We start from the raw sequence: 20,343 nt of genomic DNA on the forward strand, positions 1-20,343 counted from the left end.
TATGAGATATATCATTTTCATTCTGGCGATGCTCATGAGCACCTTCGCATTTGCTGATGAAGTTAAGGTAGAAATTAATCCTCCAAAACCTGTTATGGGCGAAGTTTTTCAGGCCTATTTTAGGGTCTTCACGGACTCAGATGAAGAACCTGTCATTAATTTTAGCCCGGCCGGTATTGAGGTCGTGGGTAAATCAAATCAAGGTGTTTCGACCCGCACGATCTATGCCAACGGTAAACTAACCGTCTCTCGTGAACTTACGATTGTTTATGATCTAGTGGCCGGTAAGTCTGGTATGAACTCCTTGAGAGACATCACTGTCCAATTAGGAAACAAGACGTTAAGACATCCCTCTTTGAATGTGAATGTTCTTAAAGAGGCAGAGGTGTTGGCCGATGTCTTTGTCATGGCCGATGTTCCTAAAAAAGAACTGTACGTGGGTGAAGGTTTTGTCGCTCGCTACTATCTTTATAGCAAAGTTCCAGTCAGTAACCTTGATATTAAGAAGTATCCCAAACTGGATAATTTTCTAAAACGTTTTTTGCAGGAGCCTGAGCGCACAGAAAGAGTTTCCGTGGATGGGCAACTGTATATGCGAACTCAGATTTATGCCGCCAAACTTTTCCCGGAAAAGGTCGGCGAATTTAAAGTGGATTCGCTTCATCTTTCGGCCACGTACCCTACTTCACGGCCAAATGATCCTTTCGGTGCTTTCGGTTTAAGTCGTGATTTTAAAACCCGTACCATGAACAGTGAAACGATCAAGGTGTTGGTCAAGCCGTTACCGCAACCAGTTCCTCCTCACTTTACTGGTCTTGTGGGTACACATCAATTTGATCTTCAAGTTGGCCAGAATAAACTCATCGTTAATGAACCGCTTGAAGTGAAGCTCACCATTTCGGGCACTGGCGCTTTGGAAAATCTAGAGGCCCCAGAGCTCATTAAGCATCCAGGTCTTGAAGAGTTTGAATCAAATGGTGACTTAAAAATTACAGATGCTGACCAAGCAACGAAAGTCTTCGATTACACTTTCCTAGCTAAAGAGAACTTACAAATTCCGGCCAAAACAGTGACTCTTAGTTATTTGGATCCGAATACGGGTCGTTATGTACCTACTCAGCTCAATTTCCCTGAAATTGTAGTTGCAGGAGGAGTCGCTGGAGAAAGAAAAAAAGATACGACGAAACCTGAGGCCAAGAATGAACCTAAGGCAGACAAGTCTCTTCCTCAGAGGGCCCGTGAGCTGGCCGGACCTCTTACATTTGACCACTGGCAATGGAAGACCTGGTTGCCTTATATCAATTTGAGCCTGGGTACCATCGCCTTGCTAGTAGTGGCATTTGGACTTCTAAAACAAAGAAGTTTCTCAGGAATTTATCTAAAAAGTGATGTTCCTAGAGAACTTAAGTCTGCGCCATTCAAATTCAATGAATTCGTAAAGTGGATGGCCCCTCTGATTCAGGCCACTGGTAAATCACCAATTATGATCATCCGCGAGTCACCTTTGCCAGAAGAGTCAAAGCGATATTTCATTGATTTATTGAGTGCCAATGATTACAAGGATTACTCTGCAAGAAAGTCTGAAATGCAGTTTAGTTATCAATCCGCGCATTTTAAAGAGCTGGGTAGATACATAGAGAGTGTTAAAAATGGAAATACTTCACAACCTACTTGAGATTCCAAAAATCAATGGTGAGTATCCTGCCATTGGTTTAACGATCGGTAATTTTGATGGGGTCCATATAGGCCACCGTCAGCTCTTAAAAAAAATCAAGAACGACTGTCTGGCCAAGAACCTTCTGTTCGTGGTCGTGACTTTTGTTCCACATCCTCAAAAAATTCTTCAACCAGATAAAGAACGTTTTCTTATCAATAGCTATGAGCAACGCCGTACACTGTTAAAGAATTTGGGCGTGGATGTATTAGTTGAACTTAAATTCACAAGAGATTTTAGTACGCTTAAGGCGGAAGAATTTTTATCTCAATACCTTCTGTCTTATCCTAATTTAAAAGAATTTTATCTTGGCTATGATTTCGCCTTTGGCGCCAATAAAGAAGGCGACTATGATTTGGTGAAATCAATCTGCCACCCTCGCGGTGTCCAGGTCGAAATTCAACCCAAGTATGAGTTCCAAGGTCAGGTCGTGTCCTCAAGTCTTATTCGTGAAAGGCTACTTTCTGGCAAGATAGATGAAGTGAAAGACATTCTTGAGCGTCCTTTCCATCTTGAAGGCGTGGTCGTTAAAGGTGAAGGTCGCGGAAAGAAGATTGGTTTCCCGACTGCCAATATTCAAGTGTCGCAGGATCTTATTGTGCCTCAGAAAGGCGTATATGTGACTCGAACTATTTATAATGGAATGACCTTTAAATCGATTACGAACATTGGTAACAATCCTACTTTTAAAGACACCAACCATATCCATATTGAGACCAATCTATTTGATTTTGATATTGATATCTATGGTGAGCTTTTGGACATTCAATTCTTGCACAAAGTGCGTGATGAGAAGAAGTTCCCTACGGTAAATGATTTGATTGGCCAGATTAAGGCAGACGTGGAATTTGCTAAAGAGTATTTGAGGGAGAAATGAAATTAGGGCTTTTAGGCTATCCTATTACCCATTCACTTTCGCCGAAGCTCTATCAAGAAATTCTTGGTTCTAAACTGTCTTCATATGAACTTTTCTCCTTCGAATCAGTTGATAAAATTCCCCCTTTAAGTTTCTTTTCAGAGAAGCTTGATGGTCTAAATATCACTTCTCCTTATAAAACTCATTTCATGTCTGAGATTCGCATCGACTCAGAGTTGGTAAGACAAATCGGGGCCGTAAATACTTTATCGTTCACTAACATGGGTGTTTGGGGAACTAATACCGATGTCATTGCAGTTCAGGAGATACTCACAAAGTATCAACAAGACTGGGGAAAACTTCACCTTTTAATTTTAGGTTCTGGAGTCATGGCAAAGATGACGGAACTGGTGGCGGATGATCTAAAAATCAGCTGGCAGGAGTTTTCTCGAAAGGCGGATGGAGATATTGCTCAACTTGATCTTCGACCTTTCTTAAAATCCGGCGTTCAGAATATTGTGATCAACGCTTGCTCTAGGCATTTTATATTTCAAGGCGAACTCACCCACCAAGAAGTCTTCTGGGACTATAATTATTCCTTCTTACCACATCAAAACACTCTGCCATCTCGAGTAAAATTGTACCAAGATGGTCAGGAGATGCTGCGACTTCAGGCCCTCGCGGCAGTAAAATTCTGGTCTCAAACAAACCCTAAACTTAAGTAGTGAATAATCCGAAATAGGTTACATACTATTAAGGGGTTATTTATTTCATGATTCGCAAAGAGTTCATCGACATTGTTACTAATACAGGGATGGCGACCCTTAAAGAGTTGCGTCGTCTCTCTATGGGTAAGGACGATGAAATAAATGAGTTTGAACTTTTATCGATGCCGTACTTCGATGAAAATAAGTTCGCCAAAATTTGTTCTGAGAAATATGGAATCACTTTCATTGATCTTAGAAACGCCAAAGTTCCAACTGATACTCTTTCTACTTTAAAGAAAAAACTTGTTATTAAATTTCGTGCCATTCCTATTCAGAAGACAGGAACCAAGGTAACACTCGCAACTTTTGATCCGAGTGTTATTGCTGAAGGGACGAAAGAACTTTCAGACGTTTTTAAAAAACAAGTTGAGTTCATTCTTACGAACATCTCTTCCTGGAGAAAGTTATACACTGGTATTAAAGATTCAGTTGATGACCTGATTAATAACATTCAGGAAGTCACTGCTAATACTGCGGTCCAAGAAGATATTAAGGCCGAAGATATTTCAGATGACGTGGTCACATTCGTAAACCGTCTTCTCGCCGAAGCATTTATTAAGAAGGCCTCTGATATTCACGTTGAACCTTATGAGAAAATTTTCCGCGTGAGACTTCGCGTGGACGGTAACCTGGTTGAAGTGGCCCAGCCACCTAAGACGATGATGGCCTCGGTGCTGTCGCGTTTAAAGATCATGGCCCAGATGGACATCTCTGAAAAACGTAAGCCTCAAGATGGTCGTATTAAACTCATGATCGGTGGTAATCCGATTGATTACCGTGTTTCATCTCTGCCAACTCTATTTGGTGAGAAGATTGTTCTGCGACTTCTGGACTCTTCTAACCTTCAACTAGATATGACGAAGCTTGGTTTTGAACCAAAGCAGTTAGAAGTATTTAAAGAAGGCATTTATCGTCCGTATGGAATGTGTCTTGTGACCGGACCAACGGGTTCAGGTAAAACGACAACTCTTTATTCAGCAATCGCTGAATTAAATACTCCGGACAATAACATTTCGACAGCGGAAGACCCGGTAGAATTTAACCTTGAGGGGATTAACCAAGTTAACGTTAAAAAAGAAGTGGGGCTTACCTTTGCAACAGCATTGAAAGCGTTCTTACGACAAGATCCAGATATTATCATGGTGGGTGAGATTCGAGATCTAGAGGTGGGAGAAATCGCAGTAGAAGCTGCCCTGACTGGTCACTTAGTTCTCTCTACACTACACACCAATGATGCTCCTGCAACAGTGACTCGTCTTCTTAACATGGGGATTGAACCGTTCCTGGTTGTGGCGGCCTTGAACGTAATCGTTGCTCAACGTCTGTGTCGTAAAATTTGTATTAACTGCCGTGAAGAAAGAAAAGTAACACCTGATGAATTGATCGCTTGCGGTTTTGCTCCTGCTTCAGCGGAGAAAATCAAGGTCTATCAAGGTAAAGGTTGTGAGATTTGTAACAACACTGGTTATAAGGGCCGTGTGGCGATTTATGAAGTGTTGTCCGTTACACCAAAAGTACGTGAACTCATTCTGAGAAATGCTTCCTCAGATGATATTAAAAAGCAGGCCATTCGTGACGGTATGAAGACCTTGCGTATGTGTGCTCTGACTAAAGTTGCTCAAGGTCTTACGACCTTGGAAGAAGCAGTATCTAACTCGGCCTCGGATCAATTGTAGGAGAAGATATGTCATCATCACAAGATCAAACCAGTACCAGCACCAAGACCAGTGTCGAGCAAGGTATTGGTAATTTACAGATTCAGCAGCTGTTTAAAGTGATGGTAGATAACGGTGCATCCGATCTTCATTTAACCGTAGGTACTGCCCCTGGTATGCGTATCAGTGGTGATATCGTTCGTGTGAAAGTGGGAAGTCTTACTCCTGAAGATACGAAGCGCCTCATTTATCAAATTCTGACTGAGAAGCAGAAAGCGGAGCTTGAGAAAAACCTGGAGCTGGATTTTTCATTCGGTATTAAGGGACTTGCTCGTTTTCGTGCCAACGTCTTTTATTCAAAAGGTGCGGTGGCGGCAGTTTTCCGTCAGATTCCAAGCTTGATTCCTGACTTTGAGGCCCTGGGCCTTCCACCAGTTCTCATGGAAATGGTGAATGTATCGAGTGGATTGTTTCTGGTCACTGGTCCAACTGGATCTGGTAAATCAACAACACTCGCTTCGATTATTGATAAACTAAACAGTTCATCGCCTTCGCATATTATTACTCTAGAAGATCCGATTGAGTTTGTTCATGCTCACAAACTTTCTCTCGTCAATCAGCGTGAAGTGGGTGCTGATACATTAAGTTTCGGTAAGGGAATTAAGTCTCTGCTTCGTCAGGACCCGGACATCGTTCTGGTGGGTGAGCTTCGTGACCCTGAAACGATTGAGGCGGCATTAACAATTGCAGAAACTGGTCACGTGGTTTTCGGAACCCTACACACGAACTCAACAGTTCAGACCATTAACCGTATCATTAACGTGTTTTCTCACGATCAGCAGGAGCAGATTAGAACGCTTCTTTCATTCGTTCTTCAAGGGGTAGTGGCCCAGCAACTTCTTCCTCGTGTTCCTAAGGGCCGAGCTCTCGTACAGGAAATCCTTCGTATTACTCCTGCGATCAGAAACCTAATTCGTGAAGATAAAGTTCACCAGATTTATTCTCAGATGCAAATTGGTCAGGAAGAGACTGGTATGAATACTATGAACCAGCATATTAAGAAGCATCTTGATGCCGGAGTAATTACCCCGGAAACGGCCATGACTTATTCCAATAACCCGGAAGAATTAACCCGGATGCTTGGACTTAACACTAATTTAAAAAAGAAGTCATAATAGAGTATGCCTAAGTTTAAGTACGTCGGATTCACAGCAGATGGCAAAAAGGTCGAGAACTCGGTCGAAGCCGAAACTGTGCGTGATGCGAAGAAGATTCTTCGTCGTCAAAACATCCGTCCTACCAAAGTGATTGAGCCATCATTCTTCGAGGCCGATCTCGGTCAGTTCATGGTGGACAAGGGTCTAGCAAAACCATTTGGTCGTGCGGAGCTGATGCGCTTTACTCGACAGCTTTCGATTCTTATCAATGCGGGTGTACCGATTCTCGAGTGTTTGGAAATTCTCTATAAGCAAGAGCGAAACCCTGTCCTTAAACGAGTTCTGAAAAATATTTCAATGCAAGTCGAGGAAGGTAAAAGTTTATTTGATGCCATGTCGGGCCAGCAAGGTTTTGATAAACTTTACTGTGCTCTGGTTCGCGCAGGGGAATCAGCGGGTATTCTCGATTCCATTCTTGTGAAACTTGCCGAGTTCTTAGAAAAGGCCGAGAAATTAAAGAAGCAAGTGAAGTCTGCTCTTACTTATCCAGTGATTGTGGTGATTGTAGGGATCGTGGTGATTTTTGGTCTTATGACTTTCGTGGTTCCACAGTTCGTGGGGATGCTTAAAGAATCGAATCAGGAAATTCCTTGGGTGACCCAAGTGGTAATTGATACATCAAATTTCTTTCAGAACTATACCCTGCTTCTCATAGCAGGTTTAGTGGCGGCCTTTATGTTGTTTATTAACTTCATTAAGACCAAAGAAGGGAAACAAGCTTGGGACCGTTTCACCATGCGCGCTCCATTGTTTGGAGGCCTGGTGATCAAAGGTAATCTTGGTGCCTTCACCAGAACTCTGGCCACGATGTTAGCGGCCGGTGTGCCGATTATTGATTCTTTGGAAATTTGTATTGATACGCTTGATAACACTCAAATTGCTAAGGACCTTACGAAAGTGAGGAAGGCGGTAATTGAAGGTAAATCTATTACTGAACCTCTTTCACGTATTCACTATTTCCCGCCACTGGTGACTCAGATGATTAAGGTAGGTGAATCGACCGGTAACATTGATCAGATGTTAATTAAGGTTGCGGATGTGTTTGAGGAAGAAGTGGAAGACCTGGTGGCGAACCTAACTAAGATGATTGAGCCCCTGATCCTAGTGGTCCTAGGGGGAATTATCGGTTTCGTATTGATTGCCATGTATCTTCCGATCTTTATGTCGGCGGGCGGGGTCACTGAATAGATGCCAAGGAATCGAGGCAAAAGCGCCTAAAGCACTTGATTGCACTTGGGTCTGAGCGAAGTGATCAGGAATAAGTTGCCGAAAACTTGTAGCGAAGATTTTGAGATATATTAAACTAACATTAATAGCAACTACGATATTAAACTGAACTTTACTGACTCCAAGGACCTTTTGAATCTTAATTTCAGGGGAGAATTTGAGGCAGTTTTAAAAACAACTTTCAAGTCTCTTAATGACTTGAAACAAGGAGTAGCACATGAAAACTTTCTTCAGGTCGTTAAAACGACAAGACGGGTTTACACTCGTTGAGCTGATGGTAGTGGTAGCGATTATCGGTCTACTATCTGCTGTAGCAATCCCGAACTTCCGTAAGTATCAAGCAAAAGCTAAGATGTCAGAAGCGAAGCTTCAGCTTTCATCTGTGTATACAGCTGAAACTGCTTTCTTCTCTGACTTCAACATCTATCACAACTGTCTAGCGTACATGGGTTATAACCCTCACCGTGAAGTGTTTAACCGTTACTATGCGATCGGTTTCAACGCCGCTACAGCGATTGACGGTACAGCTTGGAACGCAGCTGTTAACTCGGGTCTCCTGGCAGCTTCTTGTCCTCAGAACAACACAGTGACTGCGGCCCTGCCTGCAACAAATAATCCGGCTGATTCTCAAGTTGCAGTCCCTACAAACCAAACATGGTTCCGCGCTGGTAAAGGTGTTGGTAACCAAATTGCGGCCACCGTAGGATATCTTCCAGTTGCTCCGAACGCTACAGCGGTCGGTACCATGGTAGATCAGAATGCTATGACCTTCACTGCTGGTGCCGGTGGAGTGATTGATGGCGATAACACTTCTCCAACGACTAACACTTCTCAGCTTACCATCAATGAGCAGAAGGTTATGACGGTTGTTCGTAACGGTTTCTAAGATTATTTAATCGTATTAATGATGCTTTTAAGGAGGGGGGATTTATCCCCCCTCTTTTTTATACGATAGAGAGTAAAGGATTTCGCAGAATAATAGGTTCCGTTTTTTAGGATATAAGCTTTTCCATTCTGATCTCGGTAGTCGCAGCCACCTTTTTGGTTATTTAAGCACTTCAAATCAATCTCGGCCTTAATAGCATAGAGATCATTACCCAACTTTTGTTTCAAGATTGGGTCTTCCGCCTCTTCATAGTTATGTCTTACTAATTGATAGATGGATTCCAGATCTTCACCAGTCTCAAGTTTTAACTTGTTTACGATGGAGGGAAAAAAATTGGGAGTGCGTGGATGGTGAAGTATCTTCTCCAGATGTTTAAGGCCCTTATCTGCGTCACCTAATTCAAAATAGTACATAAGGCCCGCGTAGTAGTTGAGATCGTAATCATTGGGATAAAGTTTAAGACCCTTTTCGAAAATGATCCCAGCACCTGGAAGATCGTCCTTAATAATGGAAAGAAATTGTCCGCCATAAAGATAGTTGTGATAGAACTTAGGATCTAGTTCCGCAATAGAAGCAAATCTTAGATACATCCAGTTATTCAGATCTTTTTGCTTGTAATGATCTTGATCAGATTCCATTAAGGTTTGAACCCAAATCAGGTCTGATAAGAGACGTTTATTTCCGAGAGAAAAAAACTTAATAAAATCAATTTTAAAATTGACCGCAGATTCCTGCTTCGAAACATAGACCTTCGGTTTCTGAGTTAAAGAATGAAGATACACTGCTGATGCAAACAGCAGAATGGCCACCAGGATTAAACGGTATGTCGCCCAATAGGATTTTACTTTGCCAACGTGACTTAAACTCATACACTTGAATTGTATGATACATTTCAATCAAATTACAAAAATATTCAAATCCGATATTTTAGTAAAACCATTCGTTGCCCTGGATAATGTGAGTTTTGAAATTCCAGAAGGAAGTATGGTTGGTTTCTTGGGAGCCAATGGTGCCGGCAAGACCACTTCATTGAAGATCATCATGGACTTCATTCGTCCGACATCTGGTGAAGTTCTTTTTTCTGAGAAACTTGGTAAAACAAATTTTGAAGTATTCAAAAATATCGGCTTTCTTCCAGAAAGACCTTATTTCTATCAAAACCTCAAGGGCGAAGAGTTTTTAAAATTTCTCGGTACCATTTCTGATGTTCATCCTTCAGATATCCAAAGCCGCATTAAATACTGGGCACCCCGCTTTCGCATTGATCATGCTTTAGATCGTGAAATCCGAACTTACTCTAAGGGCATGCTTCAGCGAATTGGATTTCTGGCCACCATCATTCATGAACCCAAAGTGATCATCTTAGATGAGCCTTTAAGTGGATTGGATCCGATTGGGCGAAAAGAACTTAAAGACGTTATTGTGGAAGTTCACAAACAAGGAAAAACGGTCTTCTTCAGTAGCCACATTGTTCCTGATATTGAAGAGATCTGTGACCGCGTGGTCTTTTTAAAAGAAGGAAAGCTGATTTACGACGGATCAGTGGATTCATTGATTCGCCAAGGTCAATCGAGCTTTGAGGTCAAGGTATCGGCCACATCACTGCCAAATTTAATTTCTCCTGTTCAGAATACGGCCGCATTGGCCGGTAATATCATGGTGGTTGAAGTTCAGCCGGAGAACCTTCGTAAGGTCATTGAGGAACTTTATTCTCATAACCTGGAAATCATCGGAGTAGAGTCTAAAAAACCTTCTCTGGAAGAAATTTTTTACAACATAAAGGGATAAGTTTTGGGTATCACCAAGAAAATTGGCATCATTGCCTATTATACAATGAAGGAAGTTCTTAAGAGTAAGATCTTAATCAACGTTTTCTTGATTGGTCTTGCTATGATGGTCATTACTTATGTGGCCTCTGAGTTCACTTACGGGGTCCCTGAAAAAGTTGCCTTGGACTTCGGTCTTAGTATGTTGTGGTTTTCGTCCTGTGGTATTGCTCTATTCATGGGTGTTGGATTGATCTCGAAAGAAATTGATTCTCGTACGGTCTATATGATCATTTCCCGCCCCATCCCTCGTTATGGTTTTGTACTGGGTAAGGTCGCGGGCCTTATTGCGGTCTTAGTGATCAACATTGCTCTCTTGGCCATCATGACGTTGGCCGCCTCCACCTTTCTAGGTGGTGAAATCAGTGACCTTGTTTATTGGGCCCTGGGATTCACTCTACTTGAGGCCACACTTCTCTTGCTTGTGGTTATTTTCTTTTCATTGATCGCCAACAATATTCTGGCGATTATTATTTCGTTCCTACTTTTAACAGTAGGTCATGCTGTTCAGGAAACGCAGAACTACCAGTTTGTTACAAATCGCCCGATGCTTAAGTCTGTGCTTGAATTCTATCATCTGGTGCTGCCGGCCTTTTATAAGTTTAATCTGAAAGACTACATGCTCTATAATCAGACCCTGCCTCTGGATTATCTTCTGATTAATTTAACCTACGGCGTGGCATACTCGTTATTTGTCCTCGTTCTTATCATCTTCCTTTTTAACCGGAAAAATCTCGATTAATGGAATACCTATTTGCCACTTATTTTTTTATCTTTGGTCTTTTAATCGGAAGTTTTCTGAATGTGGTTATCATTCGTTTGCCCCAGAAAATGAATTTGGTAACCAAACGATCTGCCTGCCCGAAATGCGGGACTCAGCTAAAGTGGTACCATAATGTTCCGGTTTTGAGTTTTCTTGTTCTTAGGGGCAAATGCGCTTTTTGTGGAGCGAGGATCTCCTGGCGTTATCCACTCATTGAATTGTTTACAGGACTAGTGGCCCTTTGGCTTATGCCTCCGGTCTTTAATCAGATGGCCCTGGGACTTTTCCTGTTCTATTTCACAGTCGCCTGTATTTTTATCTGTCACTTCATGATTGATCTGGATCATCACCTATTACTGGACTCGCTTAATCTTTATCTTCTCGCTTTATTTTTGGCCTACTCAATTTTTACTTTCCACTGGCAGTACTGGCTTATTGGGGGGCTTATTGGTTTTCTCGGACCACTCCTTGTTACCTGGCTCTTTTACAAATGGCGGGGCCAAGTGGGTCTAGGTGGCGGAGACATCAAGCTGTATGGAATCCTCGGAATTTTTCTTGGTCCTATGGGGATTATCTTCACGATATTCCTCAGTTGTTTTGTAGGGGCAGTGGTGGGGCTCGCGCTTATTGCTTCAAAAAAAATGACCAAAGATAAACCTATGGCCTTTGGCCCATCTATTCTTCTTGTGGCCGCTTTCCAGATTTTTTTCCCTGAATACGCTCGTATCGTCCAGTCTTGGTTGTTCTAATGGCATGAGGCACTAAATCCTTGATAACTCATCTGTGATTTGCCTATAATTAATTAAGTTTATTTATCCATCTATCAAAGACAGGGACGACTTTGGCAGGACCATCATTAAAAGAACAACTTGATGAGCTTTTAGGGAAACTCAATCCAGGCACGATTGTTGGCGTGGACATTGGGTCTCATAGTATCAAGGTGTGTGAACTTGCCGGCTCCTCGGGAAAATTAAGATTAGAACGCTTTGGTGTATTCACACTTTCTGAAGCGGCACTCATCGAAGATGAAGTTCAAAAACCATCCGAAGTTGCTGATGGAATTTTAGAAGCATTTAATCGCGCAAAAATTAAATCACGCACAGTTTGCTTGGGTCTTTTTGGGCCCAACACCATGACGAAACGTCTGAATGTTCCAGAGGGAACAAACGAAGAAATCGAAGACCATGTTATGTGGGAGGCCGAACAGTATATTACGTTTGGTGCTGATGATTCTCAGATTGATTTTGATATTGTGGGTGAAAATGAAGGTGGCGGTAAAGACGCGATTGTGGCCGCTGCTAAGAATGAACTCATTGATAGTTATACAGAACTTTTAAAGTCCGCCAAACTCCAAGTGAAGGTGGTAGATCTAAACGTCCTCGCTCTTTCAAATTTGTTTGAACAAATTGCAGGCGATCAGATTGATGAATACTCACAAGGAACTTTAATACTGGATTTCGGGGCGCAGACCACTAAGATCATTGTATTCAAGCGTGGAGGACCAATCTTCACAAAAGAAATTCCTGTGGGTGGTGGTCTTATCACCGAAGAAATTCAACGTCAGATGGGCGTGAGTTATGAAGAGGCCGAGGATCTGAAAACAACGACAGATGAAAACGGCAACCTTCCGGAAGAAATTTTAAATATCATTAATGTTCAGATCGAAAAGCAAATGTCTGATGTCAGAAAAAATATTAACTTCTACATTTCTCAAGGAAGTGCAGAGCGTGTTAGTCACTGTTTTGTGACAGGTGGTGGTTCGCTTCTTCCTGGATTAGTAGAAAAACTGTCCGAGGTTTCTGGCCTTCCGGTCGAACGACTGGATGTCTTCTCCGCTGTTAAAGTGGACGAGAAAAAAATCGGCCATAATCTTGATCAACTAGCTGCCATCTCACCTGTGGTGATTGGACTGGCCATGAGGAAATTTTCATAGCCTATGATTAAGATTAACCTCTCCAACGAAAAGAAACAGGTAGATCTGGCCAACATAGGTGGCTTTGATTTTACAAAATTAAAAATCAAACCCTTTCTACTGGTCATGGTCCTGGTGTATTTACCAGACTTTTTATTGGCACCTCTTCTTGAAGAACAGTACGAGACGGCCAACCAGGAACTGGCCGCTAAGCAGGCCAAACTGAACTCTTTAAAGCGTAAAGTTGCCGCCGCCAAGGACATGGACAAACAAATTAAAGAACTGAAGGCCCAGGAAGAAAATTTGGGTAAGAAGCTTCTTGCTGTGAAACAGGCCATCTCTGAAAAGCGTAACCCTTCTAATATTCTTCTCTATATTGCGAAGAACATTCCTGCAGAACTTTGGATAAAATCTTTAGTCATTGATCAGGACAAAATGACCATTAAAGGTGAGGCCCTGGATTACACGAGCATCGGAAATTTCGTGAATAGTCTGCGTTCATCTATTTTTATTAGAGATGCGAACATTACTGAAACCAATAGTTCGGTGAGACCTGATAAGAGAAGAATTGAGACCTTTGAGGTCGTTTTCGGAATCGCGAGGTTTGATCAATGAAAGATTTAGTAAATAAACTCATCGCGAACGCCCACATTTTTCTGTTCATTTATGGTGTCTATAGCGCATATGTGATGTATGACGAGCACAACATCCGAGTCAATGAGGTTCAAAACCAAAGTCTTGGTCTTGATGCTGATATTGAACAAAATCAAAGAAAAGTACGTGAGATTCAGGAATTCTCAAAAAAGACCAATGAATATAAAGTTCGCGTAGAAGAAGTGGCCAAGAACATTGAAGCTGTTCAAAAGCAGCTTCCGGCAGAGACAAACGATTCTCAAATTTTAGGCTTCTTCCAGTCTGAAATGAGTTCCCTTAATATTAAGGACTCAAACTTCACTCCTGGTAAGGAAGATAAGAGCACTTACTTCATTTCAAAAGAATACTCTTTGAAGGCCAAGGGAACATTCCTTCAGTTCCTGATTTTTCTTGAAAGAATCGGAAGTGCTGACCGTATTTATAATATTAAGACATTAAAGCTTGAAACTTCGGCCACTCCACAGAAGGGTCGTTTTCAGGTCATCTCGGGTGAAGGTGTGATTCAGGCCTTCCGTTTTAATCCCGACTTCAAAGTTGATCGAGGATTTTAAAGCATGAACTGGATTGTAGTTTTACTCATGATTGTATCGGTCGGGGCACAGGCTGCCCCTAAGAAGATTGATACAATGTTCAATAATAAGACGAAAATTGAAAACCCTTTTGAGCTTCGTGATCCTTTCAAGGCCCCTGTTAGTAAATCGGAAGGCGGGAAAGATAAAAAAGGTGGTTTTTATGTTTCCGGTAAGGGCCAATATAGTAATATTGGAGATGTGGCACTTGATCAAATCAATGTGGCCGACATCCGTTTGGTCGGAGTTCTGATTGGTAAAGAACGTCGAGCTTTAATTGCTACCGGAAAAGAAGCAAAGGAAGGGGCCAAAGGTCCAGTGATCATTCTTAAGGAAGGAATGAAAATCGGGCCAGACGCAGCTGAATTGAAAGCGATTCTCCCAGGTGGGATTGTCCTGGTTGAGAAAATAGTCAATGTATATGGCGAAGAAGAATATTTAGAAACGGTTATACCTATTTCGAGATAATCTTTTACAATAGTATACAAAGGCTCATCTTAAGGAAGAGAAGCATGAAGAAAGGATTTTTTCTAATTACGCTTATTTTGGGCATTTCCAATATTGTTTTCGCTCAAGAAATCAAAAACGTAAATTTTGTTCAGGAAGGCGAAGTCAGTAAGCTTATCATCGAAACTGATAAAGAAGACGTATTTGCTGAACGTTTCCATGTCACTGAAGATAAACAAATTATTTTAGATCTTAAAAACGTGAAAGTTTCGCCGAAACTTCTGCGCGGTATTGATACATCAGAGTTCCCTGGTTCAACTGTTTATATCTCTGGTTATAAAAAACCGGGAACTGCCAATGACGTTCGTTTTGCGATTCAACTTCGTGATAACGTTCGTTCAGTTCTTGAACCGTCTGGGAATAAAATCGTCCTTAATATTGAAAACCGATTTGGTGTTTTCTCGAAGGGGAAGATTAAAACAACTGATAAGGCCGCTAAAAGTGACTTAGTGGAAGACGTTGTTGGTCTTCATGTTCCGAAATCAAATTCAATTGAAGATATTCTTCAAAACCTGACTCTTTCCGGGCCAAAGAAATATATCGGTAAAAGAATCTCAATTAACGTTCGTGATATTCCAGTGCCGGACATCCTGAACATGATCGCGGACACATCGGGCTTTAACATTATTATTGATCAGGCCGTGGCCCAGCTTCCTAATCTTACTCTTACGTTGACCAACGTCCCTTGGGACCAGGCCCTCGATACCGTAATCACTCTTTCAAAACTAGTTGCTCAAAAGAATGCCAACATTCTTATTGTTAAGACCCTGGCCGCGGCAACTAAAGAGAAAGAAGAAGAGATGAAGCTCGCGGATCTTAAAGACAATCTTGTTCCTCTGGTGACCAAGGTGTTTTTAATTAACTATGCGACTTTAGCGGACATGGAAAAAATCGTTAAAGATTACATCACCAAAGGCATTGGCACGATTCAGTTGGACGAAAGAACAAACAGCTTGATCGTGATGGACACTGTCGAATCCATCGACCGAATTAAAAAGATCATTGAGACTCTGGATACTCAAACTCCACAGATCATGATTGAGGCGAAAATCGTAGAAGCAATTGAGAGTTACTCAAAACGAATTGGTCTAACCAAAGGTATCTCATTCGGTTACGATCCGGTTGGACAAATCCAAACCCCGGTGGGACCCGGCTTCTCTTTTAGTAGTGCTCCGAACGTTAACGCCCCGACCGCCATGGGAATGACAATTGGTATTTATAAAAGACTTCTGAACTTAGATATGAACCTTCAATTGATGGAATCTGAATCTAAGGGCCGAGTAATCTCAACTCCAAAAGTTGTGACTCAGAATAAGAAAGCGGCGACCATTACAAGTTCAGAACAAACCAGTTTCCGTGTTCAACAGCCAGCGACTGGTAACCAACCAGCACTTGCGACATTCCAGAACATTACTGCGGACTTGAACCTGACGGTGACTCCGCAAGTAACAAACGATGGTGCGGTTAATATGCAAATTGCCATTAACAAATCGGCCTTCGGTACCAGACCAACAACAGATGCTCCACCTAACATCACCAGAAGAAACATTACAACCAACGTATTGGTTGATAATGGTGCAACGGTTGTGATTGGTGGTCTTTATCAAACAAACACACTTGAAACTCGTTCTGGGATTCCATACCTGAGAGATCTTCCTCTTATTGGATGGCTTTTCAGTACGCCGTATGCTCCTGACACTCAAAAGAACGAACTCATCATTTTCATGACTCCAAGAATTATGAATCAGGATGAGGCGGGCATGGTTGACCGTCAGGCGAAATCAGATGTCAGCAGCACTGAGCTGTAGGTAGGTTGGCCCGTGGTTGGGAAAAAGAATCAATCTGCCTTACTGGCAAAATACTTCAACATGTATAAAAAGAATCCGCGCTCGAGAGTGTTCGCACCTCTCGCGGAGTCTTTTCGTAAATTGGGAATGCATGACGATGCCTTCAAGATTCTAAAAGAAGGTATTCGAAATCATCCTAACTATACGCTTGGTTATATTGTTCTGGCCCACTGCTATTATGATCAGCAGAAGTATGAGCTGACTTACAATACCCTTCGACCGATTATTTCTCAGAACGCTGACAATATCTCTCTTCAGAAGATCTTTGCTCAGGCCTGTATTCACCTTGGTCACATGGAAGAGGCCCTTGATACCTTCAAGTATCTTCTTTTTATGAATCCGAAAGATCGTTACTTTGCTGAGCAAGTAAAACGTCTGGAAGATGACCTGATGGTGGGACACAAGAAACTGAGTCTTGATCAGATCATTAAGTCACCTGATCTTCCTGCGCCTAAAGACGCGATTTCTCCGCCCGCTCAAAGCATTGATGATGATTGGGTCCAGGTTGATTTTAACCGACCGACTCAGGAAGAAAAGAAGCTACCGGAAAAACCGGCCGCCCTTCCAGAAGCAGAAGCTGAAAATGAGTGGGTGATGAAAAGACCCGGCCTGGATGAACATCCGATTCTTAAAACGGAAAAAATTCCGGAAAGAGATCTGGAAGATGAATATTATGCAGACGAGTTTGAAGAAGAATTCGGAGACGCAGAAGAAGTTAATGCCAGTGCCATTACTTCCGATGCTCCAATTGTTTCTCATACGTTAATTGATCTGTACTGTGCTCAACATTACTACGATAAGGCGATTGAACTTCTGGAAAAAATTCTGGAACTCAATCCAAATGATGTGGCCACCATCCAGAAGCTGGAAAAAGTTCGCGGATTAAAAAATCAAAACGTCGAGACTAAATCGACGGCACCTGCCACTGAGCAGGAAGGTCATGACGAACTCATCTCAATCATAGAAACTCAGGTGAAAGTGAAATCACCAAAGGAAATCAAAGTTGAAGAAACATTCAACAGATTCCTGGATGCGTTGAAAGAGAGAGCTCATGAAAAAAATTCTCATTATTAATGGACCAAATTTAAACATGCTGGGAAAACGTGAACCTGAGGTTTACGGGAAAGACAGTTTGGATGATATCCGTGTGTGGACAGACGCGAAAATTAATTCCGAAGCGACTACTGAGTGGTATCAATCGAATATCGAGGGCGAAATCGTCGATCGCATTCAAGCTGCTCACTCCCAAGATTTTGACGCTCTGGTGATCAACCCGGGTGCTTATGCCCATACCAGTGTGGCCATTCATGACGCATTAAAAATCCTTAAAATTCCAGTAATTGAAGTTCATTTAAGCCAGGTCTACCGACGCGAGGAGTTCCGACATACTTTGTTGACGGCAAAAGCCGCATCCGCCATAATGAGCGGGCTTGGAAAACAGAGTTATTACATCGCGATAAAATCGCTGATCGATTAAAGGAACATTTCATGTACCAAACCACTGATTTTAGAAAAGGTCTTAAAATTGAGATCGAGGGTAAACCTTGGATCATTGTTGATTTTCAACACGTGAATCCGGGTAAAGGTTCTGCGTTCGTTAGAACAAGACTACGCAACCTTGAAACAAACCAAACGCTCGAGCGAACTTTCAAAGCTGGTATCGAAACTGTTGGCAAGCCAGACATGGAAGAAAAAGAGATGGAGTATAACTACGCTGATCAAGACGGTTATAACTTCATGGACCAAACAACTTTTGAGATGGTTCACCTTTCTCATGAGCAAGTTGGTGACAATAAGTTCTATCTTCAAGAGAACATTAAAGTGTTCATCCTTTACTTCAACGGTCGTCCGATCTCTATCGAACTTCCTAACTTCATCAATCTTAAAGTTGTTGAAACAGATCCAGGTATGCGTGGTGACACTGCTACTGGTGGTTCTAAAAAAGCCGTTATGGAAACAGGTCTTCAAGTGAACGTTCCTCTTTTCATTAAAGAAGGTGAAGTTCTGAAGATTGATACTCGTACTGGCGAATATATTGAAAGAGCTAAGGTGTAATCATGAAATTAGATTCTCTAAGCATTGAGTCTCTTAAAGAGATCGTTAAAGTTGCTAAAGAACAAGGTGTTGCAGAACTACAAGTTGAAGCGAAAGACTTCAAAGTGTCTGTAAACTTCGCAACTGCTCCGGCAGCTGTTCATCATGTTCAACCAATCGTTCATCAAGCTCCAGTAGCTGCTATGGCCGCTCCTGTTGCGGCACCTGCTGCTGCTCCAGCAAAAGCTGCTGCGAACGATGCTGGTCTTCACATTATTAAGTCTCCATTCGTAGGAACTTTCTACGCTTCACCATCTCCAGGGAAACCTGCTTATGCAAAAGTTGGCGATAAAGTAAAAACTGGCCAGCCACTTTGCGTACTTGAAGCAATGAAGATCATGAACGAAATCGATTCAGACGTTAACGGTGAAATCGTTGAAATCTGTGTTGATAACGAATCTCTAGTTGAATACGGTCAGCCGCTATTCAAGATTAGAAAGTAACGAGAGAGCTGTCCGTGACGACCAAGAAATTTAAAAAAGTACTCATCGCCAACCGTGGCGAAATTGCAATTCGTGTAATTAGAAGCTGTAAAGAACTAGGCATTGAAACAGTTGCGATCCACTCTACTGCCGATGAAGATTCTCTTCACGTGAAAATGGCCGATGAGTCTGTTTGTGTTGGTCCGGCGAAATCAACTTTTTCGTATTTAAATATTCCTCAAATTCTATCTGCAGCAGAAATCACTGGTGCAGATGCGATTCACCCAGGTTACGGATTCCTCTCTGAAAATGATGAATTTGCAGAGATGTGTGAGAAGTGGGGAGTAACATTCATTGGCCCATCAGTTAAATGTATTCAGGCCATGGGTGATAAAATTGAATCAAAAATCACTGCTAAAAAAGCAAACGTTCCAACACTCGATCCAATCTATGTGAAGGACACTGATGAAGCTTTCATCAAAAAAGAAGTAGAAAAAATGGGCTTCCCGGTTCTCATCAAAGCATCAGCTGGTGGTGGTGGACGCGGAATGAAGCGCATTGAAAACTTCGAAGAACTTTGGCCGGCACTTGCTCGTTTGCAAGAAGAAGCAAAAGCTGCCTTCGGTGATGGAACTCTATTCATTGAAAAATACATCACGAACCCTCGTCACATTGAAGTTCAACTTCTTGCTGATAAACACGGTAACGTGATTCACTTAGGTGAACGTGACTGTACAATTCAACGTCGTTTCCAAAAAATTCTGGAAGAAGCACCTTCTCCGGTTCTTTCTCCAAAAGTACGTGAAGAGATTTGTGATGCTGCCGTTCGTTTGGGCAAATTCGTAAATTACGATTCAGTTGGTACTGTTGAGTTCCTTTATGACCTCGACACCCAGAAATTCTACTTCATGGAAATGAACACTCGTATTCAGGTTGAGCACCCGGTGACTGAAGGTCGCACAGGTGTGGACCTTATTTCTGAGCAAATTCGTCACGCTCAAGGTGACGTAAGCCGATTCAAGCAATCAGATATTACGTTCAGAAATCACGTGATGGAATTCCGTATCAACGCTGAAGATCCAAAAACAGGAATGCCTTCTCCTGGCCATATCACGCATTATCACAGACCTGGCGGAATTGGCGTAAGAACAGACGACTATATCTATACAGGATATACCGTACCACCTCACTATGATTCTATGATTTCAAAGATCATCGTTCAGGCCGATAACCGCGCCAACTGTATCACCCGTGCCAAGCGCGTGTTGAATGAAACAGTGGTAAGCGGAATCAAAACGAACATCGATCTTCACAAGGAAATCTTGAATGATCCTGACTTCGTTGAAAGCAAGTTTTCGACCAATTATTTAGCGAAAAAACTCATTTAAAAGTATAATAAATCCAAGTGTTTAATGTGCCACAGGAAG

General features: G+C 42.1%; 21 protein-coding genes. 20 read left to right on the plus strand and 1 reads right to left on the minus strand.

What is annotated here, in order from left to right:
* Position 1 precedes the first annotated feature (1 nt).
* From ACJVC5_RS06000 to ACJVC5_RS06030, 7 genes are all read left to right on the plus strand, one after another.
* Complete coding sequence (locus ACJVC5_RS06000; protein WP_408098462.1) at positions 2 to 1,675, plus strand: hypothetical protein; 1,674 nt, start codon at positions 2 to 4, stop codon at positions 1,673 to 1,675.
* Positions 1,650 to 2,591 (plus strand): bifunctional riboflavin kinase/FAD synthetase, encoded by a 942-nt coding sequence (locus tag ACJVC5_RS06005; RefSeq protein ID WP_408098463.1) that lies wholly within the window; start codon positions 1,650 to 1,652, stop codon positions 2,589 to 2,591. The genes ACJVC5_RS06000 and ACJVC5_RS06005 overlap by 26 nt, the downstream gene beginning before the upstream one ends.
* The gene (locus ACJVC5_RS06010) at positions 2,588 to 3,295 is read left to right on the plus strand and encodes a hypothetical protein (RefSeq protein ID WP_408098464.1); all 708 of its coding nucleotides are present in this window, start codon (positions 2,588 to 2,590) and stop codon (positions 3,293 to 3,295) included. Before ACJVC5_RS06005 ends, ACJVC5_RS06010 begins: the two co-directional genes overlap by 4 nt.
* A gap of 47 nt (positions 3,296 to 3,342) precedes the next feature.
* Entirely contained in the window at positions 3,343 to 5,013 is a 1,671-nt protein-coding gene (gene pilB / locus ACJVC5_RS06015) for a type IV-A pilus assembly ATPase PilB (protein WP_408098465.1), read from the plus strand.
* 8 nt (positions 5,014 to 5,021) lie between these two features.
* Positions 5,022 to 6,167, plus strand: a complete 1,146-nt coding sequence (locus tag ACJVC5_RS06020; protein WP_408098466.1) for a type IV pilus twitching motility protein PilT — start codon at positions 5,022 to 5,024, stop codon at positions 6,165 to 6,167.
* A 6-nt stretch (positions 6,168 to 6,173) separates the two neighbouring features.
* Entirely contained in the window at positions 6,174 to 7,397 is a 1,224-nt protein-coding gene (locus ACJVC5_RS06025) for a type II secretion system F family protein (RefSeq protein ID WP_408098467.1), read from the plus strand.
* Between the two features lie 256 nt (positions 7,398 to 7,653).
* On the plus strand, positions 7,654 to 8,322 hold the full coding sequence (locus ACJVC5_RS06030) for a type IV pilin protein (RefSeq protein WP_408098468.1): 669 nt from the start codon (positions 7,654 to 7,656) through the stop codon (positions 8,320 to 8,322).
* 2 nt (positions 8,323 to 8,324) lie between these two features.
* Here the strand turns inward: ACJVC5_RS06030 and ACJVC5_RS06035 are convergent, their stop codons facing one another.
* Positions 8,325 to 9,191 (minus strand): hypothetical protein, encoded by an 867-nt coding sequence (locus ACJVC5_RS06035; protein ID WP_408098469.1) that lies wholly within the window; start codon positions 9,189 to 9,191, stop codon positions 8,325 to 8,327.
* A gap of 13 nt (positions 9,192 to 9,204) precedes the next feature.
* Here ACJVC5_RS06035 and ACJVC5_RS06040 point away from each other — a divergent pair, with 13 nt between their 5' ends.
* The 13 genes from ACJVC5_RS06040 to accC all read left to right on the plus strand — a co-directional run bounded on the left by ACJVC5_RS06040 (position 9,205) and on the right by accC (position 20,304).
* Positions 9,205 to 10,110 (plus strand): ABC transporter ATP-binding protein, encoded by a 906-nt coding sequence (locus ACJVC5_RS06040; RefSeq protein ID WP_408098470.1) that lies wholly within the window; start codon positions 9,205 to 9,207, stop codon positions 10,108 to 10,110.
* A 3-nt stretch (positions 10,111 to 10,113) separates the two neighbouring features.
* A complete protein-coding gene (locus ACJVC5_RS06045) occupies positions 10,114 to 10,890 on the plus strand; it encodes an ABC transporter permease (protein WP_408098471.1) in 777 nt (258 codons plus the stop codon).
* Positions 10,890 to 11,660, plus strand: a complete 771-nt coding sequence (locus tag ACJVC5_RS06050) for a prepilin peptidase (protein WP_408098472.1) — start codon at positions 10,890 to 10,892, stop codon at positions 11,658 to 11,660. Before ACJVC5_RS06045 ends, ACJVC5_RS06050 begins: the two co-directional genes overlap by 1 nt.
* A gap of 92 nt (positions 11,661 to 11,752) precedes the next feature.
* Positions 11,753 to 12,844, plus strand: a complete 1,092-nt coding sequence (gene pilM, locus ACJVC5_RS06055) for a type IV pilus assembly protein PilM (protein ID WP_408098473.1) — start codon at positions 11,753 to 11,755, stop codon at positions 12,842 to 12,844.
* A gap of 3 nt (positions 12,845 to 12,847) precedes the next feature.
* Entirely contained in the window at positions 12,848 to 13,438 is a 591-nt protein-coding gene (locus ACJVC5_RS06060; protein WP_408098474.1) for a PilN domain-containing protein, read from the plus strand.
* Positions 13,435 to 14,028, plus strand: coding sequence for a type 4a pilus biogenesis protein PilO (gene pilO / locus ACJVC5_RS06065; protein ID WP_408098475.1), 594 nt, complete (start codon positions 13,435 to 13,437; stop codon positions 14,026 to 14,028). The genes ACJVC5_RS06060 and pilO overlap by 4 nt, the downstream gene beginning before the upstream one ends.
* A gap of 3 nt (positions 14,029 to 14,031) precedes the next feature.
* Complete coding sequence (locus ACJVC5_RS06070; RefSeq protein WP_408098476.1) at positions 14,032 to 14,514, plus strand: hypothetical protein; 483 nt, start codon at positions 14,032 to 14,034, stop codon at positions 14,512 to 14,514.
* A gap of 44 nt (positions 14,515 to 14,558) precedes the next feature.
* Positions 14,559 to 16,361, plus strand: a complete 1,803-nt coding sequence (gene pilQ, locus ACJVC5_RS06075; RefSeq protein WP_408098477.1) for a type IV pilus secretin PilQ — start codon at positions 14,559 to 14,561, stop codon at positions 16,359 to 16,361.
* A 60-nt stretch (positions 16,362 to 16,421) separates the two neighbouring features.
* Positions 16,422 to 17,474 carry a tetratricopeptide repeat protein gene (locus tag ACJVC5_RS06080; protein ID WP_408098478.1) on the plus strand — a complete coding sequence of 351 codons (1,053 nt, stop codon included), beginning with the start codon at positions 16,422 to 16,424 and terminating at the stop codon, positions 17,472 to 17,474.
* Positions 17,452 to 17,877 (plus strand): type II 3-dehydroquinate dehydratase, encoded by a 426-nt coding sequence (locus ACJVC5_RS06085; RefSeq protein ID WP_408098479.1) that lies wholly within the window; start codon positions 17,452 to 17,454, stop codon positions 17,875 to 17,877. The genes ACJVC5_RS06080 and ACJVC5_RS06085 overlap by 23 nt, the downstream gene beginning before the upstream one ends.
* An 11-nt stretch (positions 17,878 to 17,888) precedes the next feature.
* The gene (efp, locus tag ACJVC5_RS06090) at positions 17,889 to 18,455 is read left to right on the plus strand and encodes an elongation factor P (RefSeq protein ID WP_408098480.1); all 567 of its coding nucleotides are present in this window, start codon (positions 17,889 to 17,891) and stop codon (positions 18,453 to 18,455) included.
* 2 nt (positions 18,456 to 18,457) lie between these two features.
* The gene (gene accB / locus ACJVC5_RS06095; RefSeq protein WP_408098481.1) at positions 18,458 to 18,937 is read left to right on the plus strand and encodes an acetyl-CoA carboxylase biotin carboxyl carrier protein; all 480 of its coding nucleotides are present in this window, start codon (positions 18,458 to 18,460) and stop codon (positions 18,935 to 18,937) included.
* 14 nt (positions 18,938 to 18,951) lie between these two features.
* Positions 18,952 to 20,304 (plus strand): acetyl-CoA carboxylase biotin carboxylase subunit, encoded by a 1,353-nt coding sequence (gene accC / locus ACJVC5_RS06100; protein ID WP_408098482.1) that lies wholly within the window; start codon positions 18,952 to 18,954, stop codon positions 20,302 to 20,304.
* Positions 20,305 to 20,343: the final 39 nt, after the last annotated feature.

The organism is Peredibacter sp. HCB2-198 (assembly GCF_045999315.1).
In the GTDB taxonomy this organism is placed as follows: domain Bacteria; phylum Bdellovibrionota; class Bacteriovoracia; order Bacteriovoracales; family Bacteriovoracaceae; genus Peredibacter.

Bases quoted from the DNA above. Each gene is read 5' to 3' on its own strand.
- ACJVC5_RS06000 (WP_408098462.1), top strand. From the start codon at position 2: ATGAGATATATCATTTTCATTCTGGCGATGCTCATGAGCACCTTCGCA.
- ACJVC5_RS06005 (WP_408098463.1), top strand. From the start codon at position 1,650: ATGGAAATACTTCACAACCTACTTGAGATTCCAAAAATCAATGGTGAG.
- ACJVC5_RS06010 (WP_408098464.1), top strand. From the start codon at position 2,588: ATGAAATTAGGGCTTTTAGGCTATCCTATTACCCATTCACTTTCGCCG.
- pilB (WP_408098465.1), top strand. From the start codon at position 3,343: ATGATTCGCAAAGAGTTCATCGACATTGTTACTAATACAGGGATGGCG.
- ACJVC5_RS06020 (WP_408098466.1), top strand. From the start codon at position 5,022: ATGTCATCATCACAAGATCAAACCAGTACCAGCACCAAGACCAGTGTC.
- ACJVC5_RS06025 (WP_408098467.1), top strand. From the start codon at position 6,174: ATGCCTAAGTTTAAGTACGTCGGATTCACAGCAGATGGCAAAAAGGTC.
- ACJVC5_RS06030 (WP_408098468.1), top strand. From the start codon at position 7,654: ATGAAAACTTTCTTCAGGTCGTTAAAACGACAAGACGGGTTTACACTC.
- ACJVC5_RS06035 (WP_408098469.1), bottom strand. From the start codon at position 9,191: ATGAGTTTAAGTCACGTTGGCAAAGTAAAATCCTATTGGGCGACATAC.
- ACJVC5_RS06040 (WP_408098470.1), top strand. From the start codon at position 9,205: ATGATACATTTCAATCAAATTACAAAAATATTCAAATCCGATATTTTA.
- ACJVC5_RS06050 (WP_408098472.1), top strand. From the start codon at position 10,890: ATGGAATACCTATTTGCCACTTATTTTTTTATCTTTGGTCTTTTAATC.
- ACJVC5_RS06060 (WP_408098474.1), top strand. From the start codon at position 12,848: ATGATTAAGATTAACCTCTCCAACGAAAAGAAACAGGTAGATCTGGCC.
- pilO (WP_408098475.1), top strand. From the start codon at position 13,435: ATGAAAGATTTAGTAAATAAACTCATCGCGAACGCCCACATTTTTCTG.
- ACJVC5_RS06070 (WP_408098476.1), top strand. From the start codon at position 14,032: ATGAACTGGATTGTAGTTTTACTCATGATTGTATCGGTCGGGGCACAG.
- pilQ (WP_408098477.1), top strand. From the start codon at position 14,559: ATGAAGAAAGGATTTTTTCTAATTACGCTTATTTTGGGCATTTCCAAT.
- ACJVC5_RS06080 (WP_408098478.1), top strand. From the start codon at position 16,422: ATGTATAAAAAGAATCCGCGCTCGAGAGTGTTCGCACCTCTCGCGGAG.
- ACJVC5_RS06085 (WP_408098479.1), top strand. From the start codon at position 17,452: ATGAAAAAAATTCTCATTATTAATGGACCAAATTTAAACATGCTGGGA.
- efp (WP_408098480.1), top strand. From the start codon at position 17,889: ATGTACCAAACCACTGATTTTAGAAAAGGTCTTAAAATTGAGATCGAG.
- accB (WP_408098481.1), top strand. From the start codon at position 18,458: ATGAAATTAGATTCTCTAAGCATTGAGTCTCTTAAAGAGATCGTTAAA.